Genomic DNA, 23,526 nt, shown 5'->3' with positions numbered 1-23,526 from the left:
TACCTGTATTACCTGCAGATAATACCGGCAAAGCCAATATCATTAAACTGTTCATTTTTCACAGCCTGTAAACTTTGGTGAGCAGCAGCCAGGGATTGCATGATAAACCGCCTGGCAATATGCCGTTTTCGCTGGTTTTGAGAGGCCTCTGACAATAACAGATACCCCCGGTAGAGATAACTATAAACATCCACCGATTCCTTGGCGGCCGCCTCTTTGAACTTACTGTCTTCATGGGCCCGGGTCAATGCACTTAACGCTAAAAACAAATGGCGCATTTCTTGCATTTTATCTGCCAGAACTTTTAATTCACCCGGATAGGATTTACTTTCATTTTCTTCAAAAAAATCCTTCAATACATCACCGGCAACACTTTTATAGCAGGCACCGATATGGATTTGCGAAGTACCCTCATAGATGGTGGTAATGCGCACATCGCGCGCCAGGCGTTCAATTGCCATTTCCCTCATATAACCCATACCACCATGCAGTTGCTGGGCATCATAACATACCTTAACCGCCATTTCACTAACCACATATTTGGTCAAAGGTGAAAGCAAATCCGTTATTTTCGCCGCCTCCCGGAACCGGGCCTTGATGGCTTCTGTGTTTTGTCCCTCCTTCTTTAATATCTCTGCCTGCTCTTCCAGATTATTACGCAGGTCGAGCCATTGAACACCGGCATAGAGTAATGACCTGCAGCTTTCTATAGCCACCCGTATATCGATCAGCATGTTGGCGACGGGAGGCATGTCGTAAATGAGTTTTCCAAATTGCCGGCGTATTTTGGTATATGACAGCGCTTCCCGATAGGCAGCTTCCGCCATGCCCAAAGCCTGGGCCGCCACGCTGAATCTCGCATGATTTAGTACATATAAAACATGCAGCAGCCCCTGCCTCCTTTTTCCGACCAGATAACAAGGGGCATCATCGAAATACAATTGACAGGTGGGCGAACCATGCAGGCCCGTTTTTTCTTCTACATGAGTAATCTGCACCTTATCACCCCCTGGGCAGACAAACAGGCTGAGCCCAAACATATTTTTAGAACCGGCTTCGGATCTGGCCAAAACCAACAGCATATCACCACATCCATTCGATATAAACTGTTTAACCCCATTTAACCGCCATTGCCCATCTTCGTCCTGATAGGCTTTTAATTGAATAGCTTGTAAATCCGATCCTGCACCCGGCTCAGTCATCACCATAGACCCAATGTGCTCACCACTGGTGTACGGCGGCAGAAACCGTTCCCTGACTTCAGGGCTTCCGAATTTACTGATGGCCTCGCCTACATCCTGATAGCCAAACAGCGTCATTAATGATGCATCTGCCCTGGAGACCAGCTCAATTAACATCATATAAATGGTAGCGGGAAAATTGATACCACCATATTTGTGCGGCAAAATTACACCTGTGAGCCCGGCCCGGGCCAGTTGCCCATACGACTCAAGCGTCTCCTGTGCATAGTTAACCTTGCCGTTTTTAAGTTTTGCACCATCCAGATCGACCTTGTCAGCCCTGGGAGCTATAAAATTGGCCGCCAGGTCACCGGCCAGTTCCAGCGAACTCCGGTAATTCCGAATCGCCTCATCGAAGTCTTTCGGAGCCCCGGGATACTGCGTCGCATAATCATAGTTGTGCTCAAGAATTTGTACTGTCTCCCGCAGGTTTAAGCGCTCAAAATGAAATAACAAATCTTCGTTTTCAGTAAAATAATTGGGCATATTGAAATCTGATTTAATGTGTTTTCTGCCAATAAATATAAGGTATTTAACAGCCAAAACCAGCCCACGAAGACCGCTAATTACCACATTATGACGAAACCGTTTCGAAACTGTCGATATTTGAAGCGGTTATCATTTTCCTTTCATGGGAATAAAATACACCGATAATGTTAGCCATTCAACCTTTCTATATTCCGGCCAACATGATTTATCTTCAATTAACATTTAATTAATACCCCTGAGTAACAAAATTACGTATATTGAATTGTCATCTTAAAGAATGGGATTGGCTATGAAACTTGATAAAATCATAACTGTGGTTGTGCTTGCGCTGAGTTTTTGCGTTTTCGACCAAATGAAAGATCGCCTGGCAGAAAAAGTAAACAGTCCGAAAGTAACTCATGAAACTTTTGCAGGAAGCCTTAACAAAATCAATGATCTGATGCCGGGAGATTTTGTCAGGGCTGAAGTCATATGTGGTGAGTCAGGCGACTGTGAGAAAGATAATGGTTTAATTTCCGTAGATTTGGGGGAAAAAATTTACAAGGCTATATTATTATTGGAATTTTAATCACCAACAACAATATTAGCGCGGGCTATATTTCAAATACCGGAAATAAAGCCCGCGCTATCCGGCTTTACATGCCTTAGAGGCCCCAATGTTCATCAAAAAGTCCCTGTCGATCAAACATACATGTTGACACCTTACCCACTTAAATCCGGAGGATATGAAAAGACAATTTAAAACATTCGCCATTTTTGTGAGCATAGCGGTGATACTGGCCTTCACCTTATTCGTAGTCAACCAGGTAGCCGCGGTTTATGTCAACTTATCAGCGCTTAACCCTTTGTTGGGCCATGTGGTGTTAGGTATGCTGGTGTCAATTTTTGCGGTAGTGCTGATGACACCCTTAGTGATATATTTCAAACTGCCCAAACCCCTCGATCTGCCGGAAAACGAGCAGGAAAAAGAAAAATACTACCGACAATTGGCCGGAAGACTGGATAAAAACAAGTATTTACAGGGATTAAATCTTGATTTAAGCAAAAAAGAAGATCTGGATAAAGCCTTAGATATATTGCAGGTGAAGGCCAACGATGCTATTCAAAAAACAGCTACCAGTGTATTCTTAACCACCGCAGTATCACAGAATGGCAAGCTCGACGCATTGACTGTACTGATCACCCAAACCAAAATGGTTTGGGAAATTTCCCATATTTACTGGCAAAGGCCGGCAATCCGGGATATCCTCAGGTTGTATGCCAATGTAGGAGGTACAGCGTTTTTGGCCTCAGAGGTGGAGGATTTGGACATCAGCAGGCAAATAGAACCGGTTTTAAATGCTATGTTCAAAAGTCCGGGAAAATCTTTACCCATTGTAGGGCATGCCGCCCACATCATTATGGATTCCATTCTCGAGGGATCGGTCAATGCCTTTTTAACACTCAGAGTAGGGATTATTACAAAAAGATACTGTGGCTCCCTTGAAGTGTTTGACAGGAAAAAAGCAAGAAACAATGCATTTCTGGAAGCCTCGGGTCTGTTAAAAACCCTGGTTGTAAAATCCTCGGGCAAAGTGGTAAATAGCCTGATCAGGGCCACTAAACGCACAGGTGTCAACACAGTAAAATCGGGCGTAAGCGCCCTGGAAAATGCCGCACAAAATATCAGAAGTAGTTTGGGTGATCTGGCCAAAAAAATGGGCATCAGCCAAAAGGAAATGGAAACGGCTCAGGAGAAGGAGAATTCCTGAGTAGTCAAAAGAGTTTTACCATCAGATGTGCAGGTTACACCGATTATTGTCTCGCCATACAGATCAGGAGTGAAAGAAAGAATAAGCGCTTTGGTTTCAATGGTTGTTTGCACAAGCGCAGCATTTGAATTTTCAGTGATAGAAAATTGCATATCTGCGTTTTCACTATCTTCATCGTCAAATACGTTTTCCAGACTGATCCGGAGTTCTTCTGCGTTTTCATTGACCACTTTATCAGCCAAAGGATTGGCCACAACCGGTGCATCATCTACCGGAATAATTTTCAGTTGAAATTGTTTACTCACGGATTCAAGGTAGGCATCTTCAGCTTTTACCTGTAATGAAAGGGTCATGGCCCGGAGATGAGATTCAGCCGTAGCGGTGAACCTGCCTCCGGTGAAGGAAATCCATTCCGGAAGCGCTTCCCCTTCCTCCATGGTAAGGGTGTAATTTAGGGGCTCATCGTCTATATCCTGAAAATAGTCATCGAATGACAGATCGACCGTTTCGTGCTCATAAAGTGTAATAGCATCCAGGGATTTTTGCAGAAAAGGAGATTGATTCACCACAGCATAGCTGACGGCCATTCGTTCAGGAGAGGCTTCCACACCGGTGAAGCTACCGGCAAGCGTACCGTTTTTGTTGTAAATCCTTCCTATGCCAGGGCCCGACCAGGAGCCGAAGGTAAAGTAAAAAAGCGCATCTTCATGATCATAGGCTGATGCCATAAGGGTATAACCATTGTCCCGGATCTCCGGATCTGTATTCATGCCAATAATATCATTGGCCGATATGGTGAGACTTCCGAGATCTACCGTACCGAACCCCTTGTTAACGGGGAAGGAAGTGCCCCAATTGACTTTTCCGTACAGCGTGTTGTTAACAATGGCAGTAGCCAGCGGTGAAGAACTGAAGTCGGCGTGGCCTATGGCGATATTGTGCAATTGGTGGGTTCGTCCGGCGATGTTGTATGTCAGAAGCTTTTCCTGGGCCAGTATGTATAACACGCCGTTTTGATGGAACATTTGCATAATGCCGGTGCCGTCGCTTCCAAAGTCATATTCTTCCTTCAATTCCAGGCTGACCAGGTCGATAATGGCAAGCTGTCCCGAAGTTCCGGCAAAACCTCCGTTCAAGGCCACAAAGGCTGAATCCCCGACAACGATTACATCTGAAGCCTGTGTGGATACAGGTATTTTTGTCACTAATGAAAGGTCAGCTTTATTGTATATCCTTACATTGTAGCCATCCTCCGGAGGAGCGCTGCTGTTTTGCCGGGTTGCCAGCAACCAATCCTCGTATAACGCCATCGAGTGATTAACACCTGCACCGTCACTGCCCTGGCCATCAGCAGTTTTATCGCTAATATCTTGTGTTCTTCTGATAGCTGCTTCTGAAGCAGTTACCAGATCGTACTTGATAATATCATATTCTGCTGAAACATAAGCATACCTGCCGTCTGTTGCCATATCCTGCACGGATTCTGCACGGGCAAAATCGGCTAATTTTACGGTAACACCCTGAGCGGGGTCATATACCTGTACATTTCCTTTTTGGAAACCAAATTGTCCACCGTTTACAAATACAACCTGTTTGGGTTTTATGGTAGTCCGGAGCGGATCGACCTGTACGGTTAGGTCAAATTCCCGGGTAGACCCATAGGCAGTGGAGGCAATGGTAACTGCTGACATGCCGGCGGCGGCCTCAGTAAAAGTCAGGTGCAGCACACCTGCGTTATCGATCTCAGGCTGTACTAAAAAATCATTGCTGTTCTTTACAACTTTATTAATTATCTGACCGGGCTCTTCTACACTGAAAACCGTGTCCAGGTTAATCATGGCTGTGGCAGCGCCTTGGGCATAGTGAAGATGATCATTTCCGGTAAGTACTATTGCGGGGGCTTCGGATACTGTCAGTTGTATTGATTTGCTAATGGTGGCATCTGTTTGTGAAGTCGCTGTCACGGTCACGACGCCTGCTGATCTAGCGGTTACGATACCGGAAGGGCTTACCTCGGCAAGTTCCTCATTATCGACAGAAAAGGAGTAGCGATCATAAACAAAACGGTTAGATGGTGAGGGGCGACTGTCTATACTCTCGGTATTAAGATACATCCGTTCGTTAATATATAATTCCGTTTTATTGGTGCTGAGCACCATATCCGTCAATTCAACGATTTCCAGTGTAAAAGTTGCCGGTTCCAGGTCGGCGTTGGCGGAAAAACTGATGGTGACCTGTCCTTTTTCCAGGGCGCTAAAATTACCGTTCCGGTCAATGTTTCCAAGACTTTCATCCGACACACTCCAGAATGCCAGGGCATCCTGCGGTATACCGTTCTTAAACAGTATTCCTTCAAATGAATGCGTTTCTCCTTTCAGCAACTGGAAGGGGGCGGAGCCTATCAACTGGAACAAATAGTCGCGCCGCACCCAGTCAGGGTCGGGGGTTGTGATGGCAAATCCTTCGATCTCGGTGGAAGCTTCCCCCAGCCAACCGGCATTTTCCTGTGCCGCGTTATATACCTTCACAAAATGTACCTCATCGAGCACCACAGGATTGCCTTGCTCATTTACGGCCCAGGAAAGGTCGAAGCCGTCTGCCGAACGCCCGTTTTCATCATCAAAATAAGGGTTTCCGGGTATAGTAGGCGTACTGTTACCGGATTTATTGTCTGCATAACCGAAGGAGAGGCTTCCTGAAGTTACAAAACCGGGATTGCTCCGGTTTACCCGGATTTTAACCGCTGTTCCTGTATACTTTTCCTCGAGGTTGTTAACATTATTAAAAATGACGGGTTGCGGATAATAAGGCTGCCGTGAAAATTGTTTTTGAATATGACCCCTGCTTCACCCTCGCCGGTTTCCCAAAGCACATCATGGGCAACGGTGTAACCGGGATTGAAATAGGTTATGTCAACTTTTTTGGAACTGCTAAAATGATAGTCACTTCCTGCCAACTCATACCAGGTGTCATCGGGCAGGCCGTTGCCGTTTTCGTCTTTCATTACCATAACCGCCCCCGGCTCTGTCCAATTCGGAAATGCATTACCGCCCACGGTGAAATCTACTCCATAGGGGTTTTGAGGGTCGTTCCTGATCGGCTGGTCAAAGCCTACGGTGATGGACCCTCCAAAGCCACCAAGTGAAATTACCGAGCCATCCGGGGCACCTAATACATTGTCTGCATTTCCGGGGAGCCCAAAGGGTGCTTTATTAATAAACTGCCCAGGTGCCGGCTTGTACTCAAATACCCGTGTGGCATAGGGGCTTGGATCGGGGTTGCCCCCGGTTTCCGCAACAGGCCGGTTGTTTGCGGTACGTGCCATGCTTTCAGGGGATGTGGATAAGCCGGCAAAATGCGGGCCTTCCTGCCCGTTCAATATCTGGTTGCTTTGCTGATTGGCAGGCTGTGGCCTGCTACCAAAGGTTGTGGAGATGCCGCGGGCTTCAGCACAAACATACATAGTATCAAAATGATCTTCCGGTCAAACTTTTTCATATGGATTTAAATTGGATTAGTGGCAGGTTTTTTGCAAAACGCATCGGGAAAAGACGATGGTAAACAGCCAGGTTAATGGCTACGATGCCTTCCGTGAAGTGGTACCTGTAAGAAGATAAAAAGGTTGGTTTCATCGCACGTTATCTGGCTAAGTAAAAAAATACTCGTAACGTACGAAATAGGACAGCAACGGGAAGCGCCAGCCGACTTATCTATAAACCCATTCACCGTAGGTTACAAATATTTCCGTATAAGGCAGGTCTTCTGACTTTCCTGACTTTTAACTCCTTCCCACCTCAACGCTAATGAGGCAGTGGTTTTTTGTTAAAAGCTGTTTCCGGCTTTTCACCGGACAGGATTACAGCAGCGGGAACTGTTCAGGACTTACACCTGATTCCCTTTTAATCACAATTGCACGGGCAATTGAGAACCTGATACAAAACAAAGCTAGTCATTGATTTAAAGTATGCAATGGACCTGGGAATAAAAAATTCCTGATTTTAATCATTTTTTTTGCCAATCCGGAATCCGGAACACCTACCTCACCCCTCGCTCCTATCCCCTCTGAGCTCAAATCGGTATCTTCAAACTCCACGCATACTTACCGGGTCTCTTAGCTTCGTCGCAGAGTTCTTTGGGAAGATTGATAACCAATTCGCTTTCTTCCGGGTCGACTTCCCAGGACAGGGGTCGGTCATAGCCCAGGAGCCGGATTTCGCTTTCGGCTTTGGGGATGACATTTTCCAGCATCAAACTGTTATTGTCCGGCCATTTCAGCATAATGGCATAAACATATTTTCCATCGTTACTAACTGTGTAGCGGATGTGTTGCCCTTCCTTATAAACTTTATGGGATCCGGCGGCATAAACAGCTTCGGCATTGATAGCCAGCCAGTCCCCCATCTCGGCCAGGCGGTCAACACTGGGTTGGGGAATCAGCCCTTCTGCAGTAGGGCCGACATTCAACAGGAAATTTCCACCTTTGGCAACAATATCAATCAGGTAATGAATGAGCGTATCCGAAGATTTCCAGTTATCATCATAGGATTTGTATCCCCAGGTATCATTCATGGTCATGCATGCCTCCCAGTCAAAATCGGAGGTGCCCTCCAGGATTTCCTGCTCGGGCGTGCCAAAATCCCCGGCATATTTTTTTTCATCATCTTTATTCATCCCCTGCATGCCTTGCCGGCCCTTATCCACCCGGTTGTTTATGATCAGGTCAGGATTAAGATTTCTCAGGAACCGATACATTTCCTGTCCGTTTTCATGGGTCCAATCCTTAATCCATTCCCCATCGAACCAGATGACTGCCGGGTCGTAATTTACCACCAACTCTTCGACCTGTGGTTTCAGGTAGTCGGTGACATATCGCTGAAAGTTAGGATTGGACTTTTCCTTATCATTATAATTTGGAAAAAATGCAGCCTGTGCATCCGGATGATGCCAATCCATGATAGAATGATAAAAACAAAGCTTTACGCCATATTTGTCACAGGCTTCCTTCAGCTCACGGAGAATGTCCCGCCGAAACGTAGTGAAATCCATAATATCGTAATTGGTTATCTTCGAATCCCAAAGACAAAAGCCGTCGTGATGTTTCGATGTGATGACCATATATTTCATCCCCGCATCACTGGCTATCCTTGCCCATTCATCGGCATCGAACGCTACCGGATTAAACTGCCGGGAAAAGTCTTCATAAGCTTCTACAGGGACGGGGGCATTGTTCATAATCCATTCACCAATGCCACGAATTTGTTTACCTTCGTAGGTTCCCGCGGGAATGGCATAAGGTCCCCAATGAATAAACATGCCAAACTTTGCCTCGCGCCACCACCTCATACGGTTATCTTTTTCTGCCTTGGTCTCATTCAGGTAATCTTTTGAAGGCGTTTCCTCTTTTTGTTTTGTTTGCTGCTGACAACCAAAAAAAATTAATATTGCTATGGGCAACATGAGATTTTTAAAATGATATTTTTTCATATACATTCTTATTAATATGCTTTTTGTGTTTTTACTATGTGATCGTTAATTGGCTTTATCCACGGTTAAAAAACCGGCCGGCTTAAACCGGATACCTTTGGTTTTTCCCGGCCAGCTATCCGTACGAAAAGGGGCCATAGGCAAGCCCTCCCGATTAAATAAATTGGCATCGCCAGGATAGTTTTCCCATGCATACCTGACAGCTACGGGCTGATCCACATTTTCACTGTAAACCACCAACTTCCCATTTTCCGGATAAACCTTCGCCCAATGAAATTTTTGATCTGCCCCGGCAATGGCGAAACCCTTGATATAACCATACCGGTCCTTCACCTGCAATCCACCTTCCGCATGATCAAATTCGAGGAAAGCTTTTTGACCATCTATTTTCATGGACTTAAAAACCGGGCCGGAATGTGCCACTTCCTGCCCATAGGCAACTTTTAAAGCTGCCAAACCTAATCTGCGTCCAACCTCCTGTTTATTTTTAGGATGGATATCATCTTTTTCACCTATGTCTATCGCTACTGCCATACCTGTATTGGGTAAGTTCAACGCCATCGCCTGTGCTTCCCGCAGAGATGGCCAGTCATCGTTTTCCCGTTTTGTATCAAAGCCTGCCAACTGCACAAAAATGAATGGAAAATCACCCTGTCCCCATTTTGACCGCCAGTCTTGGATCATACCTGAAAACAATTCCCTGTAAGCCTCCGCCCTGCCCGCATTGCTTTCACCCTGGTACCATATTACCCCCTTTATCGCCATGGGTGTAAGAGGACTGATCATGGCATTGTAAAGCAAGGTAGGGTAATCATTGGGCCATATCCCAGACTTTGGGAAGGCAGGAATTTGCGAATTTGAAAGATCCAATCCCTTCTGAAACTTCCAGGTTCCGGCCAATATGATGGGATCGCTGCTGCTGTCTGCGGGCTGAATGCCGAACCACTTTGACACACCTCCGAAGCCCCCCGGGCCACCGACATCGAATACCCTGACAGTCAACACGTTTTTTTCAGGTTTAAGAACGCCGGCAGGAACTTCGTATGTTCGCAGGTTGCTGTTGTCAAAAGATGCGCCTACCTTTTCACCATTGATCCAGACCATATCGTGATCATAAATCCTTTCCAGTTTCAGCGTATGATCCTTAGTGGCCAGCTTATCCGACAAATAGAATGCCTTACGATACCAAACCGCTCCATCAAAACCCGGTAAATGCTGGTTTTCCCAAAAGCCAGGCATTTCGATCTTTCCCCATGCCGAATGGTTGGCTTCGGCCTTATACCACTGGTCTTCCATTCCAGGCCCCTGTTCATAATACTGATCGATCCATTCCTTTCTTTGGGCCGATAATTCCCTGCTGGTTTCTATCAATCTGCCATTCTTATTCAATTCCAGAATTCCTTTAAAACGATCATATTGTTTAAGTCCCTCCTCACTAGTCCAAGCTTCTATCAAAGTGCCACCCCAACTGGTACTGATCAAGCCAATCGGTACATTGAGGTGCCTGTCTAAATGACGACCAAAAAAATAGGCGACCGCCGAAAAATCCTTTATCTGGTCACCGATGGCTGCTTTCCACACGCCTCCGCTAATGTCGGTCTTAGGCAAAAACGATTGGTCCCTGGGAACAGTAAAAAGCCTGATATCAGGGAAGTCCGCATTTTCTGCCTCTTTTTCCGCATAGGGAAATCTCTCAATGACCCACTCCATATTGGACTGACCACTGCAAATCCAGACATCACCCACCATGACATTTTTCAAAGTGATGGTATTTTCGCCGGACAATTCCAAATCATAGGGCCCTCCGGCAGGCTGGGCTTTTATCAGGATAGACCATTTTCCATAGGCATCTGCCTTGGTACGGTATTGTTTTTCATTAAACCTGACTTTGATTCGCTCTTCCGGACTTGCTAATCCCCAAATAGAAATTGGCCGGTCTCGCTGTAAAACCATATTATCACCAAAAAACCTGGGCAACCTGATCTCTGCATGGGCTGAAAGCGAGATGAAGGAAATTAAAGTAATCGCAATGACGTTGATCAGATCGTTTTTCATTTGTTTGGGTCGGAACTTTTTTATTGACTCTTTTTGACCGGATATATGCATCGTTTCCGGGAGACTCCTCCCAATACCCTTACAAACCTTTTGTAAGTATTTCATCGACCATCGTTTAAATAAATTCTCCTCTCAATTTATTGGGATCTCCTCTAAGAATGGTTGCCCGCAATACCCCGTTGCAGTAAATACAGTTGAATTATTGTTTCCGTTAATTACCCAAAAAGATAGGACAATTTCCACATTTTAGCAATCCATTACACGAATTATTTCAACCTGCTTTTTCTCTGTTATGGAGGGTATGATGATATAGGTCCAGGATTTCCAATGCGAGGCGTACCGTGGGCCTATGGCTAACAGCCGTCTACTCGATTGTATGCTGTGCTGTTTTCAATTGAGCAAAGTGTCAAGTTTATTATTGATATCCTGATCGAACTCATCGGCTATCTCAATAGTCAGGCGGTCAAAATTACTTTTTTTATATGTCGAGTGGATCGCCCCATCTTTAAGTATGCTAATGCTATCACAAACGGCAGTTAATGTAGAGACTATATGCGATGAGATAAGAACTAGTCTGCCTTGTTCCTTTAAACGCCTTATAATCCGGTATACCAGCTCACAGGTTGTTAAGTCCAGGCCGTTATATGGCTCATCCATGATAAGAACAGGGCGGTTCATTGCAATGACGCCTATCAAAGCCAGTTTTTTTTTCATCCCTGTAGAATAATTGTCTACCATGTCGTCCAGGGGTAGTTGAAAAAAGTAATTCCAATCTTGAATGGGAAAATGTGCATCCGAGGCAAGAAGCTGTATATACTCTTTACCCTTTATATAAGGATAGAAGAAATTTTCAGTTTCTAAAAAAGCAATATCAGTAGAAAGGTAGTCTTCTCCGTTATAGGTGATGCTGCCTTTATCAAAATTTAGCAATTTGACCACAACGTGAAAAAAAGTAGTTTTTCCCGCACCATTCTTCCCTACTATTCCGTGAACTTCACCGGCCTTGACAGACAGTGTTACGTCCTTTAGCACCTCTTTAGCGTTGTATGAAAACGATATATGTTTTATCTCAAGCATTGATTAATTTGTTTAATAGCCTTTTGCCGCTGTTTGTTCACAATCAGTATAGAAAAGGGAAGTAGCATACTGTACAGTGAAAATAGTGCAACCGGAATTTGATTGGCTGCCAATTGTTTTTTGTAACTATATACACTGTATTTATAATAAATGGAATAAAGCGTCGTCATTTGTATGATGACAATGCAAGCAACTACTATATACCATATCTCAGGCTTAATCACTATCGTTATCACATAATGAGGCAGTAAGGCGATATGTGACAATGTTGAATGCGTTAGTGTTTTTCTTGTAAACACATGGGGTTTAGTCGCCTGAAATCGGGATTGCAATAAAGATAGCGGCTCTATCGGATTGTAAAAATCTGCCACAAAAGATAAGAAATAAAAAGCCCAGAATATGATAGCATAAGGCATGAAAAACAAAATTGCCAAAGCTACTATATAGCTTATAAAAAAGAGCACCCCATGCTTCCTTAAACCTGTCCTCCATTCAAAAAAACGATGATGTATGAATCTTTCTCCAAAAATGTCAATAATATTAAAGGTATATTTAAATGCCACGCCCCGCCAAAAGACAATGATACTACTACCTATAAATGCCATAAGTATAGCTATGAATTTATCTTTGATACCATACAAAATATAAAGCGGTAGCAAAAGAAGTATATACTCGGAAAACAACAGCGCAAATCTGCTCTTTCCAAACTTTTGTAAAAATAACAGGTCTTTTCGCTTATTGTGTAGCCATGCAATCAGCAAGCAAAGAGCTAAGCCAATATATACAGGATGAAACTGAACCGTCACTTCTACCAGCCAGATTAATGCCAGCGTTGTGATGAAAAGCAGCGGGATTGCATAGTACCATCCCCAATTATTAGCCATTCTTTTTGCCTGAAGAACTCTAAAGAATAAAATACCCCTGATAAAATTCCAGTCAAAACTACTTTTATCCTGGGGGTTCATAAGGATAAAATTCCGGCCCTAACAGATTTTTCTGCAGGAAATGCAAAATGTTCCTTTTTCAAATATTCACTTACGCTCTCTATTAGATACTCCATTGAAGGCAATGCTACTTTTTCCGGAATAAGGTCTGCCGTAATGTCAAACCCGTACGCTGCCAGAACTTCTTTTGTGTTCGTCTCAAGTTCGTTGCGGAACTTCTCGTTAGTGGTAATTTCATCGATGAAATTCACTAACTGTCCCGGGGGAATTTGTTTTGTAATACTCATGATCTTTAAAATTTTAAATGTGTGAGAAAAATTTTTACTATTACAATATAAGCAAGCCCTGTTCTTTAGCAATATATCTTTTTTTCCACAGCATACAACATTCCATGCGATAGGTAGTGAATATAATTGATTACCTTATCATTATAAACTAAAAAGTCAATCATCATAAAAAAAGAAAAACTTAAATCAACAAGGGAAAATTAATATTGAATACAACACAAGGACTGTAAAATACTCAACCACAGACTACTAATACCCATAGCGTGTAGCGTGGGAGCCTGTCGTCCCACGTAGTTTTATCACCTGTTTTCCCCTTTCCCTTCATCCACTTGTTTTTACTACCTGTTTAGACTATATTCATTAATTTCAAGCAGTAGTGTTTTAAGCAATAAGATGATAAAACACGCTATTGCTGTATCTCATTAAAAATGAATAAAATGCAAGAAGTTAAACTCAAAAACGTTCCTCAGACTATGCTTTGGACGCTACATAACAGAGCAACCGAAGCCATGTGAAAAGACGGAATAATAAAAGATGAAAGGGCTATAGAAATATATCATTCCATTAAATATGACTACGAAGGTGATTTCGGTAAGGGTGAGCCATCTCATGCAGTCAGGTCTTTAACATTTGATAAAGAAATAAGAAATTTCATTCAAAATTTCCCTGGATGCTCCATTGTTAATCTTGGAGAAGGTTTGGAAACTCAAAGATTTAGATTTAGCAATGAAAATGCTACATTTATAAGGTCGTTGGCACCCGGAATACTGGCATAGCTCTTGGCCGTGAAAGAAGTAGCCAGGCCTACCCCGGCTGTGCTTATGGCTGCATTTTTAAGAAAAGCGCTCCTGGTGTTAGTAGTCCTCTCTTTCATTTTCAATAGTTTAGGGTTAGATTTTTCGGATTTTTTTGAAAATTATCCAAATTATTTTGTCTCAATTTAAAGAAAATCAATATAAAATAATACTGCCGGGTATAAAGCGAACAGGTAATTTCCGTTCATTAACGGGGAGCATTGTTTCATTGATGAGGTCATACCATCGCTGTGCAGGGATACATCCGATCTTCACATAATTTCAGATTCAACAATTATTTAATTAATTTTCTAATCGGATGGCACTTAAAAACAATTAAATTACCGGAAATCCGGAGAAAATGGCTATATGCGGAGCCGCCCGCAAACAGTTGTTTCTGGCTGGCTTTGTTCGATATAGTTTAAGCAGCGATCATGTAAAATGCCTTTACAAAGACAATAGCGGTAATCTTTGGATAGGTACCGCTCGAGGGTTAAATGTATTTGACTATGAAACACATACATTTATCAGCGCCGGAAGAAACACAATAGAAAAACAGGCATCTGTCATAGCTATTACAGAAGACAAAAAACATAATTTGTGGATCCCCAGTTCCGAAGGCATCATCTGCCTCCCACCGCAGTGATTTCAAATTCACTTCCTCTCCGGTAAGCGCATCCAAGGTCTGCTTATAGGAGAAGTCGCTTCTGAAAACCACTATTTTGGCCGGCCCATCATTAATGAAAAAATAGTGATCAGCATCCGGTGCACTGAGTCGGTATACCAGTGCCCCCTCACAAGCATAGGGGCTCTTTAATTGCTCTCCTAAAGTATAGGTTACCAGCATTTGCTCAGCCTGGATATTCCCGGGCCCAGACAGTAAAAAGCGCTTTCCCTTTATCACGCAATTCTATACCCCTCCTTCCTACCGTAGGGTCAAATGCCCTGCTGCTGGTACGGATAATTTCTCCTTTTTCTTTCCTTTGAGCCTTAAAACCGAGTATCCTGTCTTTCAATACTTTGGTTTGAAATCGCTGCATTTTTAGGATGTTCCCGAATTTCCCCGGGGGAAAGCTTTTTGGAAATCCCAAGTTGTTTAAGAAGGTCATCGGTAATCGGTTCCCAGCCCCCTTCCCCGTACCACCAGGGGATGATTCCTTCATCCAGCGCAATGAGCTGCACATCCTCCGGCTCCCAGCCTGGCACAGTCATGATTTGCTTCAGGCTGTTGAATCCCAGTTCTTTCATCAGCCTGAAGTGCTCCCTCATTTCCTTTTCCCCTTCTCCCGGATGCTGAATATAAACTACCCCTGCCGGCATGGGCCGGATAAATTTAAAATGCTGCTGGCGCTCTGAATCGTGCAGTTTATCATACAAATCGGTGAGAAATTCATCTTTAATCTGACCGGCACAATTGAGATTGCCCAAGAAAAAACACCATAAAGTGAATATACCGACTATCGTTCTGTCATGTACCATGTAAAATAATTTTTAATTTTCCAACACCATACAAAATTAATGAATGTGCAAGCCTTGGCAGGGTGGCTTAGGTTTCGGTCCGGGTTAAAATGGTTACCTGGTTAATGGTTGCCGGTGAAACTTCAAACCTGTGTAGCATCGGATTGCCCCGATGGTCTTCATATTGTAAATAATAAGTACCATGAAAAGCCCTTGGGAAAAGCAATCCCCCCCTCATCGGTTGTGTAATTCCCATCGATGGTCCAATGGTCCTCCTTGATCATCGAACGGACATGATTTTCCAGCCGCTTCATTTGCTCACCCATAGGATATTTATCCATCCATGTCGGAATACCCTTTCGGATTGTCCGGACCAAAGGATGTCCTTTCACCCTGATCCCATTTACCAGCCCCCATCGTACTTCCTGTTCAAAAAAACGTGTGACGCGCACGCCTTCTTCGCGCTCAATGGGATGGTGCCAGCACCCGTCCCAATAGCATTTGGCAGTAGTGGTATTGAAGAGATCGGTAAACTGCTTCATTGAGGGGGAAACTGGTAACGGGAAGTCAAAAAATAGTAATATTGGAGGGCAAATGTCGCACTTGGTTGCTTTTTGATGATTTATTAATAACATTTGTCCTATGACAAACATTTTTCGAAACTTAGGTCACCAAACCTTACTTTTAATACTCATCTCTGCCTGTTCAATGCCAGATCAAAAGAATGAGCATGAAAACCTGCTGCAGTTTGTCGATCCTATGATTGGTACAGGTAAAGCACAGACGATCTCTGCGCTCAAGCATAGCATAAAAGGCAGCACAGAAAATCTGGCGAATACTTTTCCGGCAGTGGGCAATCCCAATGCCATGACCAACTGGACACCACAGACCAGGGCTACTGAAAAAAAATGCCTGGCGCCCTATTATTATGCTGACTCGTTAATACAAGGCTTCAGAGGGTCCCGTTTCATGAGTGGTTCGTGTACCCAGGACTACGGAAGCTTTACCATTATGCCGCTCACCGGAGAACTAAAACTACACGCGGAAAAGCGTGCCTCCGCCTTTAGTCACGATCACGAGTTTGCCTCACCTGCCTATTACCGGGTGCTGTTACAGGATTACCAGATCAATGCCGAAATGACAGGAACAACCCGGGCGGGTTTTTTCCGGTTTACCTTTCTCGAAGACAACGAAGGTTATGTGGTAATTGAGCCCAACAGCGATGAAATGGAAGGGCACATTGAAATCATTCCCGAAAAAAATACAATTATTGGTTACAATCCTGCCCACCGGATTTATCAGGGATGGGGAGAACCCGCAGGTTTCAGCGGATTTTTTGTAGCGGTTTTTGACCAGCCATTTAAGGAACACGGTATCTGGGGTAAAGAAGATATTGAAAACCCGCTTACCAACACAGGTGCCTATGTAAAATTCGACACGAAAGCCACCGAACAGGTTCTGGTAAAGATCGGAACCTCTTTGACAAGTATAGAAAACGCATTTGAAAACCTCGATGCGGAAATCAGGGACTGGGATTTTGATCAGGTACGAAATGAAACCAGGGCCAATTGGGAAGAAAACCTGGGTGTTTTGCGCGCAGAAGGAAAATCGAAGAATGATTTGACAATATTTTACACGGCCCTTTATCATGCCAGTATGCTGCCCCGGGTATTCAGTGACATTGACGGAAGCTACCCCGGTTTTGCAGACAATGATGAAATCCAGGTAGCTACCGATCATATTTATTACACTGATTATGCCACCTGGGATTCCTATCGCACGCTCCATCCTATGCTCACCATCCTGAACCCTGCCAAACAGACCGAGATGGTGCAGTCGCTTATCAGAAAGGCTGAGCAAGGTGGGTGGTTGCCAATTTTCCCCTGCTGGAACCAGTATACTGCCGGAATGATCGGTGACCATGTAATTGCTGTCATTGGGGATGCGTATATAAAAGGTCTGGATAATTTCGACATTGATACCGCCTACTACTATATGCGGAAAAATGCGTTTGAGTCGCCCACTGATTTTGAAGTGTACAAAAATGGTAAAGGCAGGAGGGCACTGGACTCCTACCTGCAATACGGTTATATTCCGCTGGAAGATACTGTGAAAGAGGCCTTTCACCAGAATGAGCAGGTATCCAGGACATTGGAATATGCGTATGATGATTTTGTACTGGCCCAGGTAGCCAAAAAACTTGGAAAAACAGAGGATTACCGACAATTGATCAAACGCGCAGGCAATTACAGAAATGTATTTGATACCTCCACAGGTTTTGTAAGGGGGCGTTTTGCCGATGGCCGTTGGATTGAACCCTTTGAACCGGCCAAAAGGGCCTCGTATATCACCGAGGGCTCACCTTATCAATATACCTGGTATGTACCTCAGGATGTGCCCGGACTCATATCCTCGATGGGTGGTGAAGAACGCTTTGTTCATCGCCTTGACTCCATGTTTGAAATCGGGGAATACTGGCACGGAAATGAGCCAGGCCATCAAACCATCTATTTGTACGCATGGGCTGGTGCCGCCTGGAAAACCCAGGATCGCGCCCGTCAGGTGCTCAGGGAAGAGTACAATGTGGGTCCGGGAGGATTAAGTGGTAACGATGACGTTGGCCAGATGTCGGCCTGGGCCGTGATGACCATGACGGGCTTTTACCCCGTTACACCAGGCACTCCCTATTACATCATCGGCAGCCCTATATTCGACGAGGTTACTGTCACGCCGATTGGAAGTAATAACTCTTTCACTATCAGAACTTTGAATAATAGTGAAGAAAACAAATACATCCAGTCAGCTTTGCTCAACGGCCAACCCTTCGAACGAATTTACCTGACACATGAAGAAATTACCAAAGGAGGGTTGCTCGAGTTTACCATGGGTCCGAAGCCCAATAAATCCTGGGCCAGCTCCCCTGAAGCACGTCCACCAACCACCAAAAAAGGCTCTTAGCCATCATGACAACCTACAGCAACTACCAACTACCACACACAGTCCCCTGACTCCTGACTCCTCACCCCTGATACCCGACACCTTATCATCCCCAACGCAATCCATCCAAAATACCACCCACAAAAAAAGCAATCGCTAACATGGCTACCAGTAGGTATCGAGAATACCTACTACCAGCGATTGGATGACAGCCCGTGTCTGCCTAACTTTGTATTATTTAAGCCTGTATCAGGCTGTGAAGTCAAGTTATATAACAAATACTATTTTTTCTGAGAGTGGATACATATTTTAAACTAAGCATTTATTTTTGCCGTGAATTTATCTAGGAAGGCATCTGACGTAGTCACTACCACCCTGGATCAATTTGAGCTGGGGCAGGAAGGAGAAATTGTGCATCTGGACGACAACGAATACACGGCCAAATTGATCGATATGGGGCTCTTTCCGGGAAAGCGGGTTAAAATGCTTATGAAAGCACCCCTGGGAGATCCCGTAGGTGTTGACGTGGAGGGTTATACTTTATCGCTAAGGCTAAAAGAAGCTTCTTCCGTATTTTTAAAGTCTGTTTAAATACCTAAATTTGGCCGTATGGCTGTTGAGAGAGTATCTTTGGTGGGAAACCCTAATTCCGGTAAAAGTTCGTTATTCAACCATTTAACGGGATTAAATCAACATGTTGGTAATTATCCCGGTGTTACCGTAGATAAAAAGGAAGGGTTTTGCCTCCTTGAAAAGGGAAAACGGATTTCGCTGATTGATTTGCCTGGCTGTTACAGCATATACCCTCGTTCGGAAGATGAAAGAATTGTACAGAGCATATTAACAAGTCCGGGGCTGAAAGAGTATCCGGATTTGACTTTGGTGATCGTGGATGCCAGTAATCTGGAACGCAGCTTGTTGATCTACACCCAGGTGTATGATCTGGGTTTACCCATTATTTTGGTGCCGACAATGATAGATGTGGCAGACAATGAAGGGATAGACATTGATTTTAAGAAGCTGGCAGAGGTATTAGGGTGTGTAACCATATGCCCGGTGAATGCACGAACCGGGGAAGGTATCGAGGCATTAAAAAAAGCCATGCTTACTTATGGTAATTCTCATCATTCGCAACCGTTTATAGCTATAGATGATTTTAAACAAACGGCAGACAAAACCCGGTTACTTGCCGGTAGTTACAGGCCTAATGGGAAGAGCAACGGCCAAAGCACAGATAACGCTTTTGTTCCGCTTTTCTTCGATGATCCGGTTACACAGGGAATTGAAACGGAGATCAGGTATAAAAAAATCCGGCGTCTTCTGGGATTTGTTATCAGTAAAAAGCAAAAAAAATCCACCTATTCACATTTAACCCGCAAAATTGATGCGCTTGTCACCCATCCGGTCTGGGGTTATGTTATTTTCGCGGGTATTTTAACCCTGATATTCCAGGCTATCTATTCCTTTGCGGAATGGCCCATGAACCTGATCGATGATGTGTTTTTCAGCTTCAGTTATACAGTAAAAAACTGGCTTCCTGCCGGTATTTTCACGGACCTGTTGGCAGAAGGGATCATTCCAGGTGTGGGTGGAGTTGTCATATTTATTCCGCAAATTGCCTTGTTGTTTGCTTTTATAGCTATTTTGGAAGAGACCGGTTACATGTCCAGGGTGGTTTTTATTATGGACAAGCTGATGCGTCCATTTGGGCTTAACGGTAAAAGTGTGGTACCGCTTATTTCAGGAGTCGCCTGCGCCATTCCCGCTATTATGGCCACCAGAAGCATCGATCAATGGAAAGACCGGTTAATCACTATTCTGGTAACGCCGCTGATGAGCTGTTCGGCCCGTTTGCCAGTATATACCCTTTTAATCGCCCTTGTCATTCCGGATATCGCGATCGGTGGTATTTTTAATCTCAAGGGTCTGGTACTGCTGGGTCTTTACCTGCTGGGCTTAATAGCAGCGCTTGGTGTGGCCATTTTATTGAAATGGATCATTAAAGCAAAACAGAAAAGTTTTCTGATCATGGAGCTACCCATGTATAAAATGCCCCGCTGGCGAAATATATTGTTGACAATTTTAGAAAAAACAAAGGTGTTTGTATGGGAGGCCGGCAAAGTTATCTTAGCTATATCCATTGTCCTTTGGGTACTCGCTTCATACGGCCCTGCGAAGAGAATTGAAAATGCGGTTAACAGTATTCCCAAACCACCGGTCGAAGAAGGTCTGGCCTGGGAGGACTATCAACAGCAATTGAATACGGTTAAACTTGAGAATTCATGGATTGGCATTTTGGGCAAAACCATAGAACCGGTTATTGCGCCACTGGGCTATGACTGGAAAATAGGGATTGCACTCATCACCTCCTTTGCCGCCAGAGAGGTTTTTGTAGGTTCCATGGCCACGATTTACAGTATTGGTGAGGACTTTGAAGAAAATGACTCCCTCATCGACCGTATGCGAACCGAAATTAACCCCGCTACGGGACAACTGGTTTATTCTCTTGGGACAGGCGTATCTTTGATGGTGTTTTACGCGTTTGCTATGCAGTGCATGAGTACCCTGGCCATCGTCCTGCGCGAAACTAAAAACTGGAAATGGCCGTTAATACAAACAGCATATATGACCCTGCTGGCTTATCTTGCCGCTTGGCTTACTTATTACCTGTTAAAATAATGATACAAACCGCATTGGTAATTATCTTGTTTATGGCATCCTGCTCCTATCTTGGAAGGATAGCCTACAACTCCGTATTCAAAAAAAACGACAAATGCTCCCATTGTCCTATGGGGGATAAAAATTAAAATAAAAATGAGTTTAATTTTTATTTTAATTTCTAAAAGATTTGACTCATCAAGCCACCATCCACGACCACGGGTTGGCCGATTATAAATCCGGCATCTTCGCTGCAAAGAAAGATTACCGTTTGGGCGATTTCGGCGGCTGTACCAATTCTGCCAATGGGGTGATGACTTCCCCAGGACTTCAGGACCTCTTCCACCTCCCCATGCTTACCGGCGCCGTAACGTAACATTGGGGTATCAATAGAGCCCGGGCAAATGCAGTTGATACGTATATTTTCCGGGGCATAATCCAGTGCCATCGAACGGGTAAGTGCTATAGCGGCACCTTTGGAAGCAGCGTAGGCCGATACATTGGTTTGACAACGCAGCCCCTGCACTGAAGATATGTTAACCACAGCACCTCCACCTTGCTTCATCATTTCAGGAATACAAAACCTGGAAACAACAAAAATACTTTTCAGGTTTACCTCAAGGGTCCGGTCCCATGTTTCCTCATCAGTTGAAACAACAGTGCCATAGCTTTGCAGGCCAGCAGAGTTGCAGAGATAATGGATGCCACCAAAAGTACTCACCGCTTTGTTAACAGCCTGTTCTGCTTCAGCCATTTTGGTAACATCTGCGGGCAGAGCTAACGCGCTACCTCCTTTGGCGATTATCTCATCAGCCGTATTCCTGGCATTGGTTGCATGAATATCAATGACCGCCACGGAAGCGCCTTCGGCGGAAAAAGCAATAGCGGTAGCCTTTCCTATGCCTGATCCACCACCCGCCACTACCGCTGTTTTGTTTTCAAATTTTTTCATTATTCTTTTAAACTAAAAGTTGCATCTGTATGCTCAATAATAACATTTTTCAGCCTCAAATCCTCAATATGGGCGTACACTGTTGACAACGCACGGAACTCCCGGGTTTTTTCCAATGTATCACAAACGGATGGCCAGAGTGTTTGAAGGTTTACCCGGCCCCGGTGTTTAAGAGTTTGTAAAATGGCATTTTCAATTTTGTCCAGATAGTGGTGGGCCTGATTGATCAGTACCTTGACTTGCCCTGGCTCTGAAGGGGGAAAATGGGCCATCGATACCCACTCAACCCGAAGCCTGTCAAATTACCCTCTATCCACTATCTCACCTCAGGCATTTGCGCCCCAACTTCTGTTTTCCACAGGAGGATAGGAGGATCAGAACCGGCAGGGCTATACCTGTACTTTTCATAACTTATTTTTTTACCAGTCGATCCCCCGGAATTACTCCCACACGCAGAGCCCATGCCTCATAAGCGGCAATCAGCTCATCCATGACCTGCAAATTCTGTCTACTCAAATCATTGGTTTATATAGTTTTCAATCAAGTCTTGCATTATGATGCCACTGATAAATGTTTTTACTGCACACCCCGATGGCTTCTACTAACTCCCGGTGTGGCTGGAGGGTACCTTTCTCTTAAAGATGACACTGTCTTCTGTCCAGTTACCAATTGTGTTGAGTCCCCATTTCTTGACTCTCTCCAGGGCCCTGTCTCTCCAGGCATCAATGGTTCCATATTTTTTCAACAGATTCAGGCTATAGATGCTGATCGTAGTATCACTTGCATAAACTGAACCATACCTGCCATTACGGGAAGGAAGTTGCTCAAATAAAAATTCCCGGTTTTTAATATTTGTAACGGCTGTCCGGTTGTGTCGGGGACGTATGCAGGTAACTCCCAACGACCAAAAAGGTTGCCCATCCGGGGTGATAAACCACCACTTTTCCCCTTTATCGTCCAAAACTTTTTCTAACCGGAAGAATCCGGTGGCGTTAAATTTTTGCTCTGATTCAAGCCCAAAATACCTGCCCCCTTGTTCGTTATCAGGAATTTCTGATAAATATTTTTCTTCTTCAGTTTTAGATGTTATCAACCCTGATTCATTGGGTATCTTTTTATCCCAGCTACCCCTTATTCTTTGTCCAAATGCATCTACACAAGCAATTTCATGAGGTGGTGGCCCGGGTCTTAAACGTAAACCGGTTAAAATAAAATTGAAAGCGGGTTCGGCAGCCACGGCACTTATTCTGATTTTATTGGGGATGTATAGTCTTTGATTTCCGGCTGCCAGTGGCAAGTCCGATAAGGAAACTATCAGGGTTTGTTCCTGATTAGCCCGGAGCCTGAAAGTATCGGTCAGGACATTCCTGGGCCCGAAAACAGTCAGTGTCAAGGTAAC

21 protein-coding genes and 1 riboswitch are annotated in these 23,526 nt (G+C 44.3%); of the genes, 6 read left to right on the top strand and 15 right to left on the bottom strand.

Annotated features, from left to right (window positions below):
* Positions 1-8: 8 nt before the first annotated feature.
* Entirely contained in the window at positions 9-1,727 is a 1,719-nt protein-coding gene (locus AC04NP_RS00600) for an acyl-CoA dehydrogenase family protein (protein WP_482857357.1), read from the bottom strand.
* 292 nt (positions 1,728-2,019) lie between these two features.
* Here AC04NP_RS00600 and AC04NP_RS00595 point away from each other — a divergent pair, with 292 nt between their 5' ends.
* Both AC04NP_RS00595 and AC04NP_RS00590 read left to right on the top strand, forming a co-directional pair.
* Positions 2,020-2,298 (top strand): hypothetical protein, encoded by a 279-nt coding sequence (locus AC04NP_RS00595; protein ID WP_482857356.1) that lies wholly within the window; start codon positions 2,020-2,022, stop codon positions 2,296-2,298.
* Between the two features lie 157 nt (positions 2,299-2,455).
* A complete protein-coding gene (locus AC04NP_RS00590) occupies positions 2,456-3,481 on the top strand; it encodes a DUF697 domain-containing protein (RefSeq protein ID WP_482857355.1) in 1,026 nt (341 codons plus the stop codon).
* Here the strand turns inward: AC04NP_RS00590 and AC04NP_RS00585 are convergent.
* The 8 genes from AC04NP_RS00585 to AC04NP_RS00550 all read right to left on the bottom strand — a co-directional run bounded on the left by AC04NP_RS00585 (position 3,460) and on the right by AC04NP_RS00550 (position 14,202).
* Complete coding sequence (locus tag AC04NP_RS00585) at positions 3,460-6,009, bottom strand: Ig-like domain-containing protein (protein WP_482857354.1); 2,550 nt, start codon at positions 6,007-6,009, stop codon at positions 3,460-3,462. The genes AC04NP_RS00590 and AC04NP_RS00585 overlap by 22 nt on opposite strands.
* A gap of 197 nt (positions 6,010-6,206) precedes the next feature.
* On the bottom strand, positions 6,207-6,944 hold the full coding sequence (locus AC04NP_RS00580) for a hypothetical protein (RefSeq protein WP_482857353.1): 738 nt from the start codon (positions 6,942-6,944) through the stop codon (positions 6,207-6,209).
* 272 nt (positions 6,945-7,216) lie between these two features.
* Positions 7,217-7,429, bottom strand: a riboswitch (cobalamin riboswitch).
* 120 nt (positions 7,430-7,549) lie between these two features.
* Positions 7,550-8,965 carry an alpha-L-fucosidase gene (locus AC04NP_RS00575; RefSeq protein ID WP_482857352.1) on the bottom strand — a complete coding sequence of 472 codons (1,416 nt, stop codon included), beginning with the start codon at positions 8,963-8,965 and terminating at the stop codon, positions 7,550-7,552.
* 45 nt (positions 8,966-9,010) lie between these two features.
* Positions 9,011-11,125 (bottom strand): sialate O-acetylesterase, encoded by a 2,115-nt coding sequence (locus AC04NP_RS00570; RefSeq protein ID WP_482857351.1) that lies wholly within the window; start codon positions 11,123-11,125, stop codon positions 9,011-9,013.
* A gap of 285 nt (positions 11,126-11,410) precedes the next feature.
* On the bottom strand, positions 11,411-12,097 hold the full coding sequence (locus tag AC04NP_RS00565) for an ABC transporter ATP-binding protein (RefSeq protein WP_482857350.1): 687 nt from the start codon (positions 12,095-12,097) through the stop codon (positions 11,411-11,413).
* Positions 12,085-13,062, bottom strand: a complete 978-nt coding sequence (locus AC04NP_RS00560; RefSeq protein WP_482857349.1) for a hypothetical protein — start codon at positions 13,060-13,062, stop codon at positions 12,085-12,087. The genes AC04NP_RS00565 and AC04NP_RS00560 overlap by 13 nt, the downstream gene beginning before the upstream one ends.
* Entirely contained in the window at positions 13,059-13,328 is a 270-nt protein-coding gene (locus tag AC04NP_RS00555) for a hypothetical protein (protein ID WP_482857348.1), read from the bottom strand. The genes AC04NP_RS00560 and AC04NP_RS00555 overlap by 4 nt, the downstream gene beginning before the upstream one ends.
* A 706-nt stretch (positions 13,329-14,034) precedes the next feature.
* Entirely contained in the window at positions 14,035-14,202 is a 168-nt protein-coding gene (locus AC04NP_RS00550; RefSeq protein WP_482857347.1) for a hypothetical protein, read from the bottom strand.
* 281 nt (positions 14,203-14,483) lie between these two features.
* Between AC04NP_RS00550 and AC04NP_RS00545 the strand changes: the two genes are divergently transcribed.
* Positions 14,484-14,768, top strand: a complete 285-nt coding sequence (locus tag AC04NP_RS00545; RefSeq protein WP_482857346.1) for a two-component regulator propeller domain-containing protein — start codon at positions 14,484-14,486, stop codon at positions 14,766-14,768.
* A gap of 205 nt (positions 14,769-14,973) precedes the next feature.
* On the opposite strand, the gene AC04NP_RS00540 is transcribed toward AC04NP_RS00545, so the two are convergent.
* From AC04NP_RS00540 to AC04NP_RS00530, 3 genes are all read right to left on the bottom strand, one after another.
* The gene (locus AC04NP_RS00540) at positions 14,974-15,138 is read right to left on the bottom strand and encodes a hypothetical protein (protein WP_482857345.1); all 165 of its coding nucleotides are present in this window, start codon (positions 15,136-15,138) and stop codon (positions 14,974-14,976) included.
* The gene (locus tag AC04NP_RS00535) at positions 15,113-15,601 is read right to left on the bottom strand and encodes a hypothetical protein (protein WP_482857344.1); all 489 of its coding nucleotides are present in this window, start codon (positions 15,599-15,601) and stop codon (positions 15,113-15,115) included. The genes AC04NP_RS00540 and AC04NP_RS00535 overlap by 26 nt, the downstream gene beginning before the upstream one ends.
* 158 nt (positions 15,602-15,759) lie before the next feature.
* Entirely contained in the window at positions 15,760-16,122 is a 363-nt protein-coding gene (locus AC04NP_RS00530; RefSeq protein ID WP_482857343.1) for a hypothetical protein, read from the bottom strand.
* 100 nt (positions 16,123-16,222) lie between these two features.
* Between AC04NP_RS00530 and AC04NP_RS00525 the strand changes: the two genes are divergently transcribed.
* The 3 genes from AC04NP_RS00525 to feoB all read left to right on the top strand — a co-directional run bounded on the left by AC04NP_RS00525 (position 16,223) and on the right by feoB (position 21,196).
* Positions 16,223-18,538 (top strand): GH92 family glycosyl hydrolase, encoded by a 2,316-nt coding sequence (locus tag AC04NP_RS00525; RefSeq protein WP_482857342.1) that lies wholly within the window; start codon positions 16,223-16,225, stop codon positions 18,536-18,538.
* 312 nt (positions 18,539-18,850) lie between these two features.
* Positions 18,851-19,108: a FeoA family protein gene (locus tag AC04NP_RS00520; protein ID WP_482857341.1), complete on the top strand. Its 258-nt coding sequence runs from the start codon at positions 18,851-18,853 to the stop codon at positions 19,106-19,108.
* Positions 19,109-19,126: 18 nt separating this feature from the next.
* Positions 19,127-21,196 carry a ferrous iron transport protein B gene (gene feoB, locus AC04NP_RS00515; protein WP_482857340.1) on the top strand — a complete coding sequence of 690 codons (2,070 nt, stop codon included), beginning with the start codon at positions 19,127-19,129 and terminating at the stop codon, positions 21,194-21,196.
* Positions 21,197-21,356: 160 nt separating this feature from the next.
* Here the strand turns inward: feoB and AC04NP_RS00510 are convergent, their stop codons facing one another.
* From AC04NP_RS00510 to AC04NP_RS00500, 3 genes are all read right to left on the bottom strand, one after another.
* A complete protein-coding gene (locus AC04NP_RS00510; RefSeq protein ID WP_482857339.1) occupies positions 21,357-22,127 on the bottom strand; it encodes an SDR family NAD(P)-dependent oxidoreductase in 771 nt (256 codons plus the stop codon).
* On the bottom strand, positions 22,127-22,399 hold the full coding sequence (locus tag AC04NP_RS00505) for a hypothetical protein (protein ID WP_482857338.1): 273 nt from the start codon (positions 22,397-22,399) through the stop codon (positions 22,127-22,129). The genes AC04NP_RS00510 and AC04NP_RS00505 overlap by 1 nt, the downstream gene beginning before the upstream one ends.
* Positions 22,400-22,728: 329 nt before the next feature.
* The gene (locus AC04NP_RS00500; protein ID WP_482857337.1) at positions 22,729-23,520 is read right to left on the bottom strand and encodes a hypothetical protein; all 792 of its coding nucleotides are present in this window, start codon (positions 23,518-23,520) and stop codon (positions 22,729-22,731) included.
* Between the last annotated feature and the right edge of the window lie 6 nt (positions 23,521-23,526).

The organism is Agaribacillus sp. DX54, from assembly GCF_056858335.1.
This window is presented reverse-complemented; position numbering and strand designations above follow the sequence as displayed.

What these genes read in the sequence shown, in the direction of transcription:
- AC04NP_RS00600 (WP_482857357.1), bottom strand. Translation starts at nt 1,727, where the DNA reads ATGCCCAATTATTTTACTGAAAACGAAGATTTGTTATTTCATTTTGAG.
- AC04NP_RS00595 (WP_482857356.1), top strand. Translation starts at nt 2,020, where the DNA reads ATGAAACTTGATAAAATCATAACTGTGGTTGTGCTTGCGCTGAGTTTT.
- AC04NP_RS00590 (WP_482857355.1), top strand. Translation starts at nt 2,456, where the DNA reads ATGAAAAGACAATTTAAAACATTCGCCATTTTTGTGAGCATAGCGGTG.
- AC04NP_RS00580 (WP_482857353.1), bottom strand. Translation starts at nt 6,944, where the DNA reads ATGTATGTTTGTGCTGAAGCCCGCGGCATCTCCACAACCTTTGGTAGC.
- AC04NP_RS00575 (WP_482857352.1), bottom strand. Translation starts at nt 8,965, where the DNA reads ATGAAAAAATATCATTTTAAAAATCTCATGTTGCCCATAGCAATATTA.
- AC04NP_RS00570 (WP_482857351.1), bottom strand. Translation starts at nt 11,125, where the DNA reads ATGAAATACTTACAAAAGGTTTGTAAGGGTATTGGGAGGAGTCTCCCG.
- AC04NP_RS00565 (WP_482857350.1), bottom strand. Translation starts at nt 12,097, where the DNA reads ATGCTTGAGATAAAACATATATCGTTTTCATACAACGCTAAAGAGGTG.
- AC04NP_RS00560 (WP_482857349.1), bottom strand. Translation starts at nt 13,062, where the DNA reads ATGAACCCCCAGGATAAAAGTAGTTTTGACTGGAATTTTATCAGGGGT.
- AC04NP_RS00555 (WP_482857348.1), bottom strand. Translation starts at nt 13,328, where the DNA reads ATGAGTATTACAAAACAAATTCCCCCGGGACAGTTAGTGAATTTCATC.
- AC04NP_RS00550 (WP_482857347.1), bottom strand. Translation starts at nt 14,202, where the DNA reads ATGAAAGAGAGGACTACTAACACCAGGAGCGCTTTTCTTAAAAATGCA.
- AC04NP_RS00545 (WP_482857346.1), top strand. Translation starts at nt 14,484, where the DNA reads ATGGCTATATGCGGAGCCGCCCGCAAACAGTTGTTTCTGGCTGGCTTT.
- AC04NP_RS00535 (WP_482857344.1), bottom strand. Translation starts at nt 15,601, where the DNA reads ATGGTACATGACAGAACGATAGTCGGTATATTCACTTTATGGTGTTTT.
- AC04NP_RS00530 (WP_482857343.1), bottom strand. Translation starts at nt 16,122, where the DNA reads ATGAAGCAGTTTACCGATCTCTTCAATACCACTACTGCCAAATGCTAT.
- AC04NP_RS00525 (WP_482857342.1), top strand. Translation starts at nt 16,223, where the DNA reads ATGACAAACATTTTTCGAAACTTAGGTCACCAAACCTTACTTTTAATA.
- feoB (WP_482857340.1), top strand. Translation starts at nt 19,127, where the DNA reads ATGGCTGTTGAGAGAGTATCTTTGGTGGGAAACCCTAATTCCGGTAAA.
- AC04NP_RS00510 (WP_482857339.1), bottom strand. Translation starts at nt 22,127, where the DNA reads ATGAAAAAATTTGAAAACAAAACAGCGGTAGTGGCGGGTGGTGGATCA.
- AC04NP_RS00505 (WP_482857338.1), bottom strand. Translation starts at nt 22,399, where the DNA reads ATGGCCCATTTTCCCCCTTCAGAGCCAGGGCAAGTCAAGGTACTGATC.